The organism is Cellulomonas sp. CW35, from assembly GCF_052378485.1.
Taxonomy (GTDB): Bacteria; Actinomycetota; Actinomycetes; order Actinomycetales; family Cellulomonadaceae; genus Cellulomonas; species Cellulomonas uda.
Genome location: NZ_CP199000.1, coordinates 2,965,239 through 2,978,942, shown reverse-complemented (window position 1 = coordinate 2,978,942; position 13,704 = coordinate 2,965,239). Strand labels below are relative to the sequence as shown.

Below are 13,704 nucleotides of genomic sequence, written 5' to 3'. Positions count from 1 at the left end.
GGGAGGAGCCTGCTGTCGTCACGCACTCGGCGAGTCGTGGTGTGGTCGGCTGGCCGTCCGCACCACCGCGCAGTGCCTTACGCGCAAGCACCTGCCAGGATGGCATGGTCGATCATTCACCTTTGCCGGTAGGGGCGAGTCCAGAGAGGTGGGGGGCATGCGGCAAGTGCGAGGCAAGAGGGCTCCGAGGTGACCGCGATTCCCTGGACGGTCGTAGACCCCGACACGATCGAGCGGATGATTGCAGTCGGTCTGTGCCGCCGGCACAAGCACGCCCGGCGTATCAAGCCTTCGCAGGGCGACGGCGGTCTGGACGTCTTGGTCCCGGTAGCGGGAGGGTCACTACTCCAGGTTGAGAACTACCAGGTCAAGAAATTCGCGGACGGCCTCGACGCTTCGCGCGAGCGCCAGATCAAGAAGTCCCTGGCGAGGGCCATCGCCACTCACAAGGGGACGACGTTCGGATACGAGATCTCCAGGTGGTACCTGGCGCTGCCCATGGACCTCACACGCGAGCAGGAAAAGTGGCTGGTTGATCTCGCATCGGACCTTGGTGCCCCGTTCCCAGTCGAGGTGTTCGGTCTGACTTCGATCGAGGACCTGCTACTCGAGTCGCCCAATATCCGTGAATACTACCTTGGTGACGGCCTCGAACGCGTCCGCGAAGCTCTAATCCAGATCAGTAGCCTCCAGGGTCTGCAGGGCCTCACCGCCGACCCGACGAAGGTTGGACCGGCTGACGCTAGTGATTCCCTCGCTGAGCTTCATCGCCACATTAACGCTGTGGACCCTCACTTCAACTATGACTACGAGGTGACCAAGGACCTCCCTCGCATCAGTCCTGGCCCGGGCCTCATCGCCAGCGTTGTCGCGCGTGCTAGCAAGGATGCGCCGCATGTCACCTGGCACATCTCAACGAAGTACGACACTGCTCTCGAAGACCGTCCCGTCCCCGGAGCCTTCACCGTCTATCCCGAGCGGATGAGTCCCGAGCAACGACGGGCCTGGGAGGAGTGGCGCGACTATGGCGCTCCGGTGACTCTCCACGGGGGCGTCGTGGGGGACCTAGCAGTGGACCTACCGGGCGGCCTCGGAGGGCCGGCGCCCTCTGGGGACAGCACCTTGAGCATCGGACCGGCGTTCGGTGAGTTCGACGACGAGCCGACGACGCGCTCCCTGTGGGTCATCGAGGATGCTGACGGTACGCGGCTAGCGGAAAGGGTGTTCTCGTTCCGTCTAGGAGGACGCGGAATCGCAGGTGGCGAACACCGTCGGGGTGCCGACGGGGATGGATACATCACGCTCGACCTCTACGCCATGCAAACTGGCGCAACCACCGGCTCGATGAAGGTCAAGATCCACATGCTCCGCGAGCGGTGGGTGGGCCAACCGGTGCAGCGGGTCCTCCCAATGCTCCGGTTCTGCGCCGCGTTAGGGAACGGCAATCGCCTGCGGCCCCAGGACGAGTTTGGCCTCACCGTCGCCCAGGAGACCCTGTCGCTGGAGGACGAGGCTCCCATCCCGCAAACTCTAGTGACGGTGGTCGAGGACCTCGTTCGCATCAGCGGCGCGACCGGACGAGCGATCGGTCTGCCTCGAAACATCGATGCCCTGGCGCAGGAGAAGGGTGTCGGAGTGCGCATGATCGCGGACACGGTCTCTGGGCTAGAACCGGAGGTCGGGATCGGTGAACTCGTTCTTTGGTACGAGGACGTCCCGTCGGCTTTCGAAGACTTGACGGTTCGTGCGGCTTCCGGAGCGCTCGTCGTGCCGTGGTCTGTCCCGTTCCCACTGCTGGGCGACGACTTCGCGTTCGCCTTTACCCTCCACATCTCCGGAGACGTGACGCTCGAGCCCGAAGAGCCGAGCGCCGACCAGCCGAAAGCGAGGAAGGCCGCTCGTGTGATTCCCACCGAGTCGACTCGAGCGCGCCTCAGCTGGGATGCCGAGCCGGCTTCTGAGGGACCGACGGCTGCTGGCTGAGGAACGGTCCGGCGGACAGTCAACCACGGTGCTCGACGTCGCCCGGTGCGACAGGTGGGCGGGGCCGGCGTGCAGGCGCATCGGGGTGCGTGTGGGACGACCGAGTTGCGGCGCCCTCAGCCTAGATCGTCTTCGAACGGCGGAGGTGGGGTTTCGGGCTCTTCGCGGTTCGTGGTGAACACGGCCTGATGGTGGGTGTTCACGCGGCGGTGTTGCCGGCGCTGGTGAGCAGGATACGGGCGCGGTAGTTGTTCTCGTTGCGGAACCCGCGGCCGGTGCGCTTGATGTTCTTGATGCTGGTGTTCGCGGCCTCGGTGCGCGCGTTGGTCACGCCGGTGACGATCAGGACCTCGATCGCTGGCCACCAGGTCTGCAGGGTCGCGACCAGGCGGTCGGTCTCGGGCATCGCGGCGACGTTGGCGACGGCGCGCAGGGTCTGCATGGCGGTCGCGGCCTGGTCCAGCGATGTCGTCTTGAGCAGCATCCGCAGGTGTTCCTTGACGGCCCAGGCCCACTCGAGCTGCCCGGTCGGGTCGTCGGTGGCGAACACGCTGGTCAGCCGGTCCCAGCCTCGGCTCGAGAGGGTGTCCGCGGCGCGCAGCCGCAGCCGCCGGTTCGCCCACGCGGGGTCGAGGGCTCGGCCGCGACGGTCGTGGATTTCACGCGCGCGACGCTGTCGCACCGAGGTGAGCATCTGGTTGGCGAGCTGGACCAGATGGAACGCGTCCACGCACACGGCGGCGGTCGGCAGGTGCTCGACGATGGCCTTGCGGAACGCCGCGGACGGATCGATAGCGACCACCTCGACCCGGTCGCGCCAGGTCTGGCTGCGTTCCTTGAGCCAGTCACCGACACCGGCGCTGTCGCGCCCGTCGACGACACCGAGCACAGCCCCGGTGTCCACGTCCACGAACGTGGTCATCCACGGCTCGAACCGCCGCCACGAGCCCGTCTCGTCGCGGAACCAGCGCACCGAGCGGTAGCGGTGCTCGTCGATCCCGAGCCGCCGCACCGGCACGTCATCAACGGCGGCCAGCAGCACGACGACGGCGTTGATCGCAGCCCGCACCAACCACCACGACACCCCGTGCGCGCCGGCCGCCTCACGCGCCGAGCGCCCCGAGACGATCACCGCAGCGACCAGCGCGTCCTTGAGCCGCACCGTGGAACGGGCACGCGCCGGGACCTGCATGGTCCGCTCCCAGAACGTGCGCCGCCCGCACCGGCCCTCGGCGCAGACCCAGCGCCGCTTGGCCCACACCACCTGCACCGACCCGGCCACGGGCACGTCACGCACGACCTGCTCACGGCGAGCGTGGACCCGCGTCGAGACCACCCCGCACGACGGGCAGCCCGGCGGCGCCAACGACTCGACCAGCACCCGACGACACCCACCGGGCTCGTCAGCCGCGTCGATCACACGGAAATCAGGCAGGTTGAAGATGGTGCTCGCGGCATCACGACGCGAGCCCGTAGTCTCGATCACGGCTCGTGGTCCTTGCTCGGATGTTGTGCTTCGACAACACCCATCCCAGCAGGCCACGAGCATTCGTCTCACCGACGCGACGAACCTCGCTCCACCACGAACCGTGAAGAGCCGGGTTTCGAGCGCCCGCGGCACCTGCATCAGCGGTATCACCGGCAGCCGTTCCATCGCCTGCCAGGTCGCCTCGCTGAACAGGTGGCCGTACAGGTCCATCGTCATCGTCGCGGTGGAGTGCCCGAGGATCACCTGCACCGCCTTCACGTCCGCCCCGGCCGCGATCAGAAGCGACGCCGCGGTGTGCCGCAGGTCATGGATGGTCGTCCCCTCGACCCCGGCCCGGCGCGTCGCCTCCATCCACCCCGACCGCGCCCGGAAGTTGGTGTTCGTCCACACGCCCCCCGTTGGGCTCGGGAACAGGTATCCGCCCGGCGCGGTGAAGGCGACCCGCGTCCGCACGTACTCATCCAGCGCCGCCGGCACCGGCACGGTCCGCGTCTGATGCGTCTTCGTAGGCCCGAACACCGCCCCGCTCGTCCGCTTGGACTGCGTCGCCGCCCGGTGCACCCGCACCCCGAGCCCGTGCGGGGTCTGCACGACGTCGTCGACCCGCAGCGCCGCCATCTCGGAGAACCGGCACCCCGTCGTCCCGAGGAACAGCACCACCGGCTGGCACAGCGGCGGCACCGCCATCACCAACCGGCCGAGTTGCTCGGGCCGCAGCCAATGCGGCTCGCGCTTGGTCCCCCCGCGCGGCAGCGCCACCATCCGCGCGACGTTCACCGACAGCCGCCGGTCGCGGATCGCGTAGTCGAAAACCAGCCGCATCATCGACAGCGCCCGACGCCGCGTCGCCGTCGCGAGCCCCCGCGCCGTCAGCGCCGACATCACCCTCTCGACGTCGGCCGCCGAGATCCCGGAGATCGGGTACGCCCCGATCTCCGGGATCACGTACTTGTCCAGCAGGAACCGCGTGGTCTCCTGGCTGCGCACCGCCAGGTGACCACGCGAGGTCTGCCACTCCTCGGCCAGCGCCGCGAACGTCATCCGCCCGCGCGCCGGGTCGATCCAGGAGCCGGCGTCCAGCTTCGCGAGCTGGTCCGCCTCCCAGCGCTTGGCATCGACCCGGCGCCCGAACGACCGCTGCGCGATGACCCGGCCCTCGAAGAACACCTTCGCGCGCCAGGTCACGTTGCCCGTCGGGTGCGCCCGCCTGGTGACGGACATCAGCGCCGCTTGATGGGCATCGTCGGCTCGCGCTCGACCCACGCCGCCGGGAGGAGGATCACCGTGCCGAGCCGTCGGTACGGGATCTGCTCGTGCTCGACCAGGTGGTACAGCGTCCGGGGCGGCACCCCGAGCACCCGCGCCGCGTCCTTCACGCGGTAGTACTGCCGGGCCGGGGTGGCGGGGACGGTGTGCTGTGCGGTGGTGGTCATGACCTTCTCCTTCTGTTTGGTTGGGTGTGGCGGTGGTCAGCGACCGAGCACCGGTCCATCGGCGGACGACGGCGGCGGCGCGGTCAAGGGGTGCAGCGGGGGCTGTGGAGGCCAGGGGTTCCACGGTTGCTGTGGACGCGCGGGCGGCACGACGGGCGCGGCTCGGCCTGGGTGGTAGGTGTCCCAGGTCTCGGTGGCGCTGGGCTCGGCGTGGCTGGTGGCGAGGATCTGCTCGAGCACCTCGCGGCCCGACGACGGCGCCTGGCCGGGCAGGCACTCCGGGTCGCCCTGGTCGGCCACGACGTAGGCGCGGTTGGTGTGGCGGCCGCGGCTCATCGCGACGTAGAGGTCCTCGCGTCCCATGCCGGGGGTCGCGATGGTGTGCGTCTCGTCGACCGTCATGCCCTGGGTGCGGGCGATCGTGGTGGCGTAGCCGAGCTCGACGTGCTCGGCCACGTAGTCGGCGGGCAGGCGGACGGTGGCCGCCTTGCCGTGGCTGGCGGGACGCACGCCGAGGGAGCCGTCGGGGAGGACGGCGGTGACGTCCCAGATGGCGCCGTTGCGCACGAACCCGTCGGCAGTGGTGAGGCGGCGCTGGTTGCGTCGGGTGACGATCCGATCGCCGACGCCGGCCGCCAGCCCGTCATGAAGCGTCACCCCGGTGGGCGCGACGTCGCCGGTGGCGATGCGGTCGGCGCGGATGCGGGCGTTGAGCTCGCGGACGGTCCGGTTGTCGACAGCCTGGAGCACCGCCACCCGGCCGCGCTCGGCCGCGGTGGTGACTGCGTCCATGGCGGCGTCGAGCATCGCGTCGTGGTCGCCGGAAGTGATGGCGCCGTGCGCCTCGTAGGCATCGAGCGCGGCCGGGTGCGCACGCCGGAGCTCGAGGCTGGCCCGCGCCTCCCACGGGCGGGCGAACCGCCAGAGGCTGGTGAGCTCGGCGGTCGGTCCGCGGCGGGCGAGCATCCCGAACGCGCCGCCGGCGTCGACCGACCCGCGCTGCAGGTGGTCCCCGACCAGCAGCACCTTCGCCGTCGCCGCCTTCGCTTGTTCGACGATGGCGGCCAGGGTGCGGGTGTCGGCGAGGGATGCCTCGTCGACGATGACCAGCTGGCCGGGGGAGAACCGCCACTGATCCTGCTCGGCGCGCAGCCGCCAGTGCTCCTCGTTTGCCGCGCGCTGCTCCCGGTAGTCGCGGCTGGCCTTGCGGGCAACGGCGTCGGCGTAGCGCAGGGCGCGGCTCGTGGCGACGTCGCCGGTGGACTCGTGCAGCCACTTCGCGGTCGTCTCGCACGGCACCCCGAGCGACGCCGCCAGCGCACGGGCCGCGGTGGCCGACGGCGCGAGCCCGACCACGGACCCGATGCCGTGCCGCCAGAACGAGGTCAGCGCCGCCAGGGTGGTGGTCTTGCCCGACCCGGCCGGGCCGACGAGCACGTCGAGCAGCCGGCCGGAGGTGATGACGGCTTCGGCGGCCGCGCGCTGGTCCGGGGCGAGGGCGCCGAGGTGGTGCTCGGTGCGCAGCTGGATGGCGCCGAGCATCTCCGCTGGCCGGTGCGGTGCGCCGGTGGTCTCGGCGGCGTCGATCAGGACCTTCTCTGCGCCGAGCAGCTCGGTCGAGGTGAACAGCGACTCCCCGACTCGCCGCGTCATCGGGTCGCGGTTGTCGTCCAGGTGCACGCACGCCGCGGCGGCGTCAGTGGTGACCTCGTTGAGCAGTGCACGACGCTCAGTGGGTGACGCCATCCGGAGCAGCTTCGACGCGCGCACGGCGGCGGCGCCGAGGTTCCACGTCGTCCACACCGACCGCCGCGTCGACACGTCATCGAGCACCTGGGCGACCATGGCCGCCCGCACCTCCGGGCCGACGTCGTGCGCGTGCAGCGCCCGGCCGTAGGCGCCGGCCAGTGCGGGGGCGGCGAGGTCGCGCGGCTCGAGCCCGGTGAGCGCGCGGGCGCGGTTCGCCCAGTCGGCCAGCAGGTCCGCGAGCGGCCGGACCGTCTTCGGCGGGCGGGTTGCGCGGGTCAGGTGCTGGCGGGCTCGGGTCGTCTCCACCCGAGTCGGTGCCCGGCCGTGCGTCGTCTCGAACTGAGCGAGCCACTCCTGCTCGGCGCAGTGGATCGCCTCGGCCCGGGTCGAGAAGTGCGCCAGCAGGTCCTCGCCGATCCCGTCGACCTCGAACGCCGGGTTCCGGCGCGGGCCGCGGTCGCGCATCGACCACTCCACCGGCAGCCGCCGCGCCAACTCGTCCGCCAGCAGCGCGTCATACAGCTCGGACGCGGTGACGACCGCGGCGTGCACGGTCCGCCCGTCCAGGCTCCGCCACGCGCCGTCGGGGCCCTGAACCTTGTTGGCGATGACGACGTGGGTATGCAGGTTTGGGTCCGCGGCGCGGGTGTCCCAGTGGTCGAACGCCGCGGCGACCATTCCGCGGGTGCGGACCTGATGACGCCCGGCGTCGCCGATGCGCGTGCGGATGACGCGCTGCTCGACGAACTCCAGCGATGACGCCAACGCTGCCCGATGCGCGTCATAGCCGATGACGCGCGTCGCGTCATCGGCCAGCGCCCACAGGACGGAGACGGACTTCGGTGCCGTGAACGTCAGGTCGAACCCGACGACCGCGTGACGCTTCCCGTCATCGAACCGGCTATAGGGCCGGCCCAGCTCGTCATCGGTCAGCGGGTCGACGCCGTCACGGAACACCGCCGTCTCGCCGCTTCGGTCACGACGTCGCCCGGCCGGAGGCGCCGCGACCCGTCACCGAGCCCGGCGAGTCCCTCGCCGTACCAGCGGCCCGCCGGGTTGCCGGTCTGCTCGTAGTACGCGGTCAGGGACGCCCCGGCGTCGAGGCCGGCGTCGCCCGCGGCCACGTGCCGGGTCAGGTACGCGTACCCGTCCCCGGCCGTCAGCTTGTGCATCGACATCACCGGCACCACCTCCCCTCGCGACTCCGTCGCTACCTGCAGGTGTGCGGCGGGGGCGAGAAGATGCGCGCCTGCCGCCGCGACGGCGTTCAGGAAGAGGTGTGCCAGCCGGCCTACCAACCTGAGGCCGCGGCGGAGCGCGCTGGAGCCGGGCCTTGCAGCCGGGCCTCGCCTAAGAGTTCAGGTGCTCGCTGAGAGTCGTGCCGACGTGGCGCTCTTCGGTTGCGGCCGCATCCGAACGATCGCCGAGTTGGGCCATCCGGGCTGCGAGGAGGTCACCAGCCTCACGACGCCGACCCGTCCGGCTGAGCATGAGGACGGCCCTGACGAGCCCATGTGCCGTCGAGTACGAGGCAGATGCAGTGATCGCCACGAGGAGTGCGTCGGGGTCAACGGCAAGCTTCCTAACGTGTGGCTCTGCATACTGCTTGACGGCGAGGGCCATCTCGTTGGCGACTAGGTCAACGGAGTCCGGCCGGACGTCCCACTCGTACCAGCGCCCGGAGGGCATCAGGTAGCCGATGGAGGTAGTTGCGGTCGTCGTCTTGTAGCCCTGATCCGCCCATCCGGTCACGTCGGCCACGGCAGCCTCGAGCCGCTCGTCGCGGATGTGCACGTGAATCGTTGCCGTCGCCGCGCCAGGCGCCGTGTGCTTCGAGGCCACACCGAGTGCAACGACGCCCAGTACGCCCGGCAGCACTGGGTGGGTGAACCAACCGGATGCCCGCGGCGTCCAGCCGCGTTCGCTCAGCGCAGGCCGCAGCGCGGCCTCGATGGTCCCCCGCCCCGTCGCCACCGCATGATCATCCCTGCCGCTCGCCCGCCAGCACGAGGCGACATGCGGTTCGCACGCGCACTGCCCGCCGAGGAGGTCGATGACGGACCGTGACTCCTCTTGCACGTCTGTGACGCTGGTCCTGAGTCGCTCCAACCTGTCATGAGGCACAGCGGGCTCTCTGCGCGCACGGTAGGTGGGACGCTCGCCCGGTCGCGGCGTCGAAGGCACGGCGGCGTGTCACGACGGTCCCCTACTCTCGTGAGAGCACGCTGAACGGAACGACGGACGGGGGGGTCGTGCGACCAGACACAGCCTGGCGGGACTGGTATCGCGCGCAGCACGACCGCAGGTGCCAGGAGACTGGCGGCGCCTTCGAAGACTACGTCTCCGCGATCCTCACCCACCATCACCCCGACTTCATCAATCCGGCCTCCGTCGGCTCGTTGGGGGACGGCGGCTCGGATGGGCTCGCCGACGCGGGATGCATCGGGTACGCGAGTTACGGCACCCGCGCCGTCCAGAATGCGGAGCGAGCGCTCGAGGAGAAGATCCGGTCCGACTTCGGGCGAGCTCTCGCGGTGTGGAAGGCACTCGAAGAGTGGCGTTTCGTAACAAACGCGCGTGTTGGGCCGCTTGCCTCGACCGCACTGACCGAGCTTCAACGGGAGCACGGCCCGGGGAGCGCTCGTCCCATCCGCGTCCGCCTCTGGACCCCCCAGCGTCTATGGGGGGAGGTCGTTCGAGATCTCCCCCTCGAGGTCCTCGACGAGCTCTTCCCGGGTATCCCGCACGCCGCGCACGTCGAGCTCATGGACCTTGTCCCGCTACTGGACTCGCTCTCTATCGGGGCGACCCCGGTGGAGACGACCGGCCAGATCAGACCGGTGCCGCCTACGAAACTCGACCACAATCGCATCCCGGAGACGGCCCGCATCGAGTTCAACGAGGGGCGTCTCCTTTCGCCGAGAATCGATGGGTGGTACCGAGCGCAGCCGGACCCCGATCTTTCGGACCGCCACGGAAAGCGATTCCGGACAATCTACGACCACCACCGCGGTACGGTGCAAGGCGTCGCCGAGTTGATCGAACGGCTCTACACCTCACTAGGGGGATCGGACTTTCGCTATAACTCCGTCAATGCGACCGCGGTCTATGCGGTAACCGTCTACTTCTTCGACCTGTGCCACATCTTTGAAGAGCCCCCGCCGGACACAGAAGGTGAGGCAGGAGTTGTTCTTACCCACTAAGGGCATCAGTGCCGAGCGGGCACTGTTAACGATAGGTGCGGAGATTCTATCAACGCTGGAGACGCCCGCCGGCGTTTCAGCGGCATGGGAGAGGTATCGTGCGACGCACGCTGATGGCGACCGAGAGCTGATCACGTTCGACTGGTTCGCGCTCGCCCTCTCTGCGCTCTTCTCGCTTGGCCTCATTGACTGGACCGCTGGCGGTCGATTGGAGCGCAGAGATGTTTCTGCATAGCGTCAGTTCCTCTGACGACCGCTTTCGTAGGCTAACGTTCCACGAAGGTCTCAACATGCTGGTCGCGGACACGACGTCCGAGTCCACCCGAGGCGACAGCCGCAACGGGACGGGCAAGACCAGCTTCGTCCGCATTCTGAGGTATCTCGTCGGCGGTGGCTTGGCGGACGAGCTCCGGGCCGACCAGCTCACCCAACATACGTTCGCCGCAGAGTTCGGACTACCTGATGGACTCGGTAGAGAGCAAGACGTACGCGTCAGCCGGGCCGTCTCGCCTACCACACGGGTGTCGGTCTCTGGATGGTCGCGACTCGGGGACAGTGCCCCGTTGCATGCCGATGAGTGGCGCGAAGTGTTGGCACAGGCCGCGTTCGGACTTCCGCCCGACGTTGCGCGTCCCACGCCCGGCCAGCTCTGGGGGCAGTTCGCCCGCACCTACTTCGGAAGCCCCACAAAGAGTTACCCGACCGACACAGACTGGGAGACCGGCGTCAAGCTTGGATATCTGTTTGGCCTGTCACCCGAGATCCTGGTCAAGGCGGGAGAGATCACAGCGCTTGAGCGCCAGCGCAACGCTGTGAAGGCAGCCGTTCGCGAAGGGGCGATCGCACATCTTTCGCTCGACGAGGCGGGCCTACGAACGGAACTCGTTGAGGCGCGTCGGCGGCGTGACCGGGTCGAACGGAGTCTCTCCGAGTTCCGTGTCGACGATCAGTACGCTGACCACCAGAACCTGGCTGACTTGCTGACGAGGCGCATTCAAGCTCTCAACGACGAAACGCTAGCTCTCCAAAGGCGCACGGGCGATATCGAGCGGGCACTGGAGGCAGAGGTCGCTCTTCCTCATACCGGTTCTCTGGAGCGCCTGGAGGCCTTGTACGCCGAGGTTGGGCTGGTTCTTCCTGGTAGCGTCAGGCGGCGGTTTGAGGAGGTCCACGAGTTCCACAGCTCGGTTGTTAGCAATCGGCGGACGTTCCTGGAGCGTGAGCTGCAGGAAGTGGTGGAGAGGAAAGGGCGGGCCGAGGCAGAGCGGAGGCGCCTCGACTCACAGCGGGCAGAAGTCATGAGGGTGCTGCGAGACTCGGTGGCGCTTGAGACCTTCCTGGACGCGCAGCGTTCGTTCGCGGAACTGAGTGCAGAAGTGGCCTATCTCGAGCGGAGGCTGGAGGCGGCGGTCCGATTTAGCAAGATTGGTGAATCGATCCGGATTGAGACGGCGACGGCAGTGCGCGCGGTGCGCAGCGAGCTCGAAGAATGGGAGAGCCGACTCGATCAGATCATCGCTATGTACGCGGAGCTCGCCGGCGAGATATACGACGATCGGGCGGCGCGTCTCAGAATTGCCCCCACCACGCGCGCAATCCTGAAGGTCGAGCCGCAGATCGACGGCGACGCCAGCGAGGGTATTCGAGGAGTCGAGACGTTCCTTCTGGATATGGTGTGCATCGTGTCGGCGCTGCCACTTGGTCGGGCCCCTGGCCTTCTCGTCCACGACAGTCATCTGTTCGATTCAGTCGATCGACGTCAGGTTGCGTCTTGTCTCAACATCGGTGCCCGCCTAGCTGTCGAGCATGGATTCCAATACGTGGTGACGATGAACTCCGATTTCCTCGATTCTGTCGAATCGGAGGGCGCCTTCGACAGGTCCGAATACGCCATCAACCCGGTACTGACCGATGCGAGCGAGGAAGGCGGACTCTTCGGCTTCCGTTTTGAATAGATAGGCGGCGTCCGCAATGAGGTCCAACGCGCGGAACCACAACCTCGATCCCCCGCGGCGACCCTCTGCCGCAACAGTTCTGCGAGAGACGAGGGAAGCGCGCCCCTCGGGAACGTAGGTGCGTTTACGGGGCAAGTCCCGCACGGGTTAGGCCGTCCGGCGACGGGACTTGGCCGATCTCGCCGTCTTCTAGGCCTGTTTGTCAGTGATCGAACCGCGTATCGCCTCCGACCGGAGGCGGTAACCGATCGTCGCATCAACCACGCGCTCGCGTAGCCGCTCAACCGTGTCGGTCTTGGGAATCGGCACGTCGAGGGCGTTGGCGAGTTGCGTAAGGGCGGCTCGACTGGACGCGACGTCCTGTAGCAGGCGGTCCCCGTCGCTTCTCGACTTGTACCGTCGGAGGGTTGCAATTACGCGAGCAACCTCGTCGTCGGTTCTCAGTTCCGCTCGAGGCTTCTTTCGGTCCGCCTCACGGACCAGTGAGAGCTTGGCCCGCCCGCGAGCGAGGTCTGAGATCTCCTCTGGCGAGAGTCCGCGCACGAATGTTGCGATCTTCTGTAGGGCCGCCTGTGCGAGTCGCGCCTCGCCGGCCCCGTGCTCAGAGGCCGGCACGGTTCTCGAACTCCGTCACGAGCGCCTCGAGTTCGTCGACGATGTGCTGTGCCCCGGAGTTCCCGTCGAGGACGACCGGAACGCCGTAGGCGGGTGCGTCTGAGAAGAGCGTCTTGTTCTCTCGCATGTGGCTGTCGAAGACAGTGACGCCAAGCCGTTTGGTTTGGGCGATGTAAGGCCGAAGAGCCGATATCGGGCGCCCACCATATATCTGCAGCATGGTGAAGACAACGCCGAGAATCTGTGGCCCGATCGGTGGGCTTGCGGTTTCCCCGGGGCTCTCGAGCGACGCAAACTCATTGTAGTCCGAAACCAACTCGTTGAGGCTTCTGAGGAGGTAGTCGATGCCGAGTGTGGACAGGTAGTCGGCCTTTGCGGGAATGAGGACGTGGTCGCTCGCGACAATTGCGGTCTTCGTGACGACGTTGAAGTTTGGAGGACAGTCGATGAGCACCACATCATACTGCGAGAAGTGCGGATCGTCGAGCCCATCTGCCAATCGACGATGGACTCGAATGTAATTGTGCTTCGCCTGCTTCATGGACGCGCCCCCGAGCTCGGTGGCGAGTTCCAGGTCAACGTTGATGAGCCCGAGGTGTGAAGGGATTAGGTCGAGTTGACCGCCTGACTTGGCGAGAGCCAACCGAGTGCCGACACTCGAGGGGGTGAGCACAAGGTCCTTGAGTGGAACAGGATCGCCCTGTCGAAAGGACTCGTACCACTTCAGGATTGTCTTGTCCGTGGCGAGACGAGTGCGCCAGTCGTCCGGCTTGACGAGCGAGAATGTCAGGCTTGATTGCGCATCGAGGTCCATTAGTAGGACCCTTCTGCCCCGCCACGCCAGTTCTGCGCCCAGGTTGGCGGTCAGTGTCGTCTTCCCAACGCCGCCCTTGTAGTTGATGACAGAAACGACCGGCACGTTGACTCCTGTCGGCTTCGGGCGGGCGGGCATCCGCCACATGGCCTTGACGGGAGAAGAGACTACCTCCCTGGGGTGTCGAAGACGGTGCGGATTTGCCGGGCGTTGGGCTGCCGAGGTCCGCGACGCCCGTTGCGACAGCCGTGGGCCATGTCGTGGACCAAGGGCGTGCGGCGGCTCGTACCTCCTCCTGTGGCACGGAGGTGACCGGAGAACCGCATTGGGCGGTCGCGACGGGCGCTTGCTCGAGGAGAGCTCGAGTTCCGTGTGGTCAGCGTGTGGTCAGCGAGCACCCCGGAACGGGGTCACCGCACGAACTACTCGCATGTAGTTCCGCAGGTCAGCGCGATATCCCCAA

Annotated in this window: 9 protein-coding genes and 1 pseudogene; 4 read left to right on the top strand and 6 right to left on the bottom strand. The window is 67.8% G+C overall.

The features are described 5' to 3' along the window. Positions 1–189 precede the first annotated feature (189 nt). Positions 190–1,983 (top strand): hypothetical protein, encoded by a 1,794-nt coding sequence (locus ACT17Q_RS13555; RefSeq protein ID WP_444663042.1) that lies wholly within the window; start codon positions 190–192, stop codon positions 1,981–1,983. A gap of 199 nt (positions 1,984–2,182) precedes the next feature. Here ACT17Q_RS13555 and ACT17Q_RS13550 read toward each other — a convergent pair whose 3' ends face one another. The 4 genes and pseudogenes from ACT17Q_RS13550 to ACT17Q_RS13535 form a co-directional block, all read right to left on the bottom strand. Next, positions 2,183–4,693 (bottom strand): ISL3 family transposase, encoded by a 2,511-nt coding sequence (locus tag ACT17Q_RS13550; protein WP_444663040.1) that lies wholly within the window; start codon positions 4,691–4,693, stop codon positions 2,183–2,185. Then, positions 4,693–4,905, bottom strand: coding sequence for a helix-turn-helix domain-containing protein (locus ACT17Q_RS13545; RefSeq protein WP_444663038.1), 213 nt, complete (start codon positions 4,903–4,905; stop codon positions 4,693–4,695). The genes ACT17Q_RS13550 and ACT17Q_RS13545 overlap by 1 nt, the downstream gene beginning before the upstream one ends. A 36-nt stretch (positions 4,906–4,941) precedes the next feature. Beyond that, positions 4,942–7,832: pseudogene (mobF, locus tag ACT17Q_RS13540) on the bottom strand (MobF family relaxase). A 172-nt stretch (positions 7,833–8,004) separates the two neighbouring features. After that, positions 8,005–8,628, bottom strand: a complete 624-nt coding sequence (locus ACT17Q_RS13535; protein WP_444663036.1) for a hypothetical protein — start codon at positions 8,626–8,628, stop codon at positions 8,005–8,007. Between the two features lie 278 nt (positions 8,629–8,906). On the opposite strand from ACT17Q_RS13535, the gene ACT17Q_RS13530 reads away from it, so the two are divergent. The 3 genes from ACT17Q_RS13530 to ACT17Q_RS13520 are packed head-to-tail and all read left to right on the top strand — an operon-like array spanning position 8,907 to position 11,812. Beyond that, complete coding sequence (locus tag ACT17Q_RS13530) at positions 8,907–9,857, top strand: ABC-three component system protein (RefSeq protein WP_444663034.1); 951 nt, start codon at positions 8,907–8,909, stop codon at positions 9,855–9,857. After that, positions 9,829–10,092, top strand: coding sequence for an ABC-three component system middle component 6 (locus ACT17Q_RS13525; protein WP_444663032.1), 264 nt, complete (start codon positions 9,829–9,831; stop codon positions 10,090–10,092). Before ACT17Q_RS13530 ends, ACT17Q_RS13525 begins: the two co-directional genes overlap by 29 nt. A gap of 55 nt (positions 10,093–10,147) precedes the next feature. Next, positions 10,148–11,812: an ABC-three component system protein gene (locus ACT17Q_RS13520; RefSeq protein ID WP_444663030.1), complete on the top strand. Its 1,665-nt coding sequence runs from the start codon at positions 10,148–10,150 to the stop codon at positions 11,810–11,812. Between the two features lie 189 nt (positions 11,813–12,001). On the opposite strand, the gene ACT17Q_RS13515 is transcribed toward ACT17Q_RS13520, so the two are convergent. Next, positions 12,002–12,427: a hypothetical protein gene (locus ACT17Q_RS13515; RefSeq protein ID WP_444663028.1), complete on the bottom strand. Its 426-nt coding sequence runs from the start codon at positions 12,425–12,427 to the stop codon at positions 12,002–12,004. Further along, a complete protein-coding gene (locus ACT17Q_RS13510) occupies positions 12,414–13,388 on the bottom strand; it encodes a ParA family protein (protein ID WP_444663027.1) in 975 nt (324 codons plus the stop codon). The genes ACT17Q_RS13515 and ACT17Q_RS13510 overlap by 14 nt, the downstream gene beginning before the upstream one ends. Positions 13,389–13,704 lie beyond the last annotated feature (316 nt).

What these genes read in the sequence shown, in the direction of transcription:
- ACT17Q_RS13550 (WP_444663040.1), bottom strand. Translation starts at nt 4,693, where the DNA reads ATGTCCGTCACCAGGCGGGCGCACCCGACGGGCAACGTGACCTGGCGC.
- ACT17Q_RS13545 (WP_444663038.1), bottom strand. Translation starts at nt 4,905, where the DNA reads ATGACCACCACCGCACAGCACACCGTCCCCGCCACCCCGGCCCGGCAG.
- ACT17Q_RS13510 (WP_444663027.1), bottom strand. Translation starts at nt 13,388, where the DNA reads ATGTGGCGGATGCCCGCCCGCCCGAAGCCGACAGGAGTCAACGTGCCG.
- ACT17Q_RS13520 (WP_444663030.1), top strand. Translation starts at nt 10,148, where the DNA reads ATGCTGGTCGCGGACACGACGTCCGAGTCCACCCGAGGCGACAGCCGC.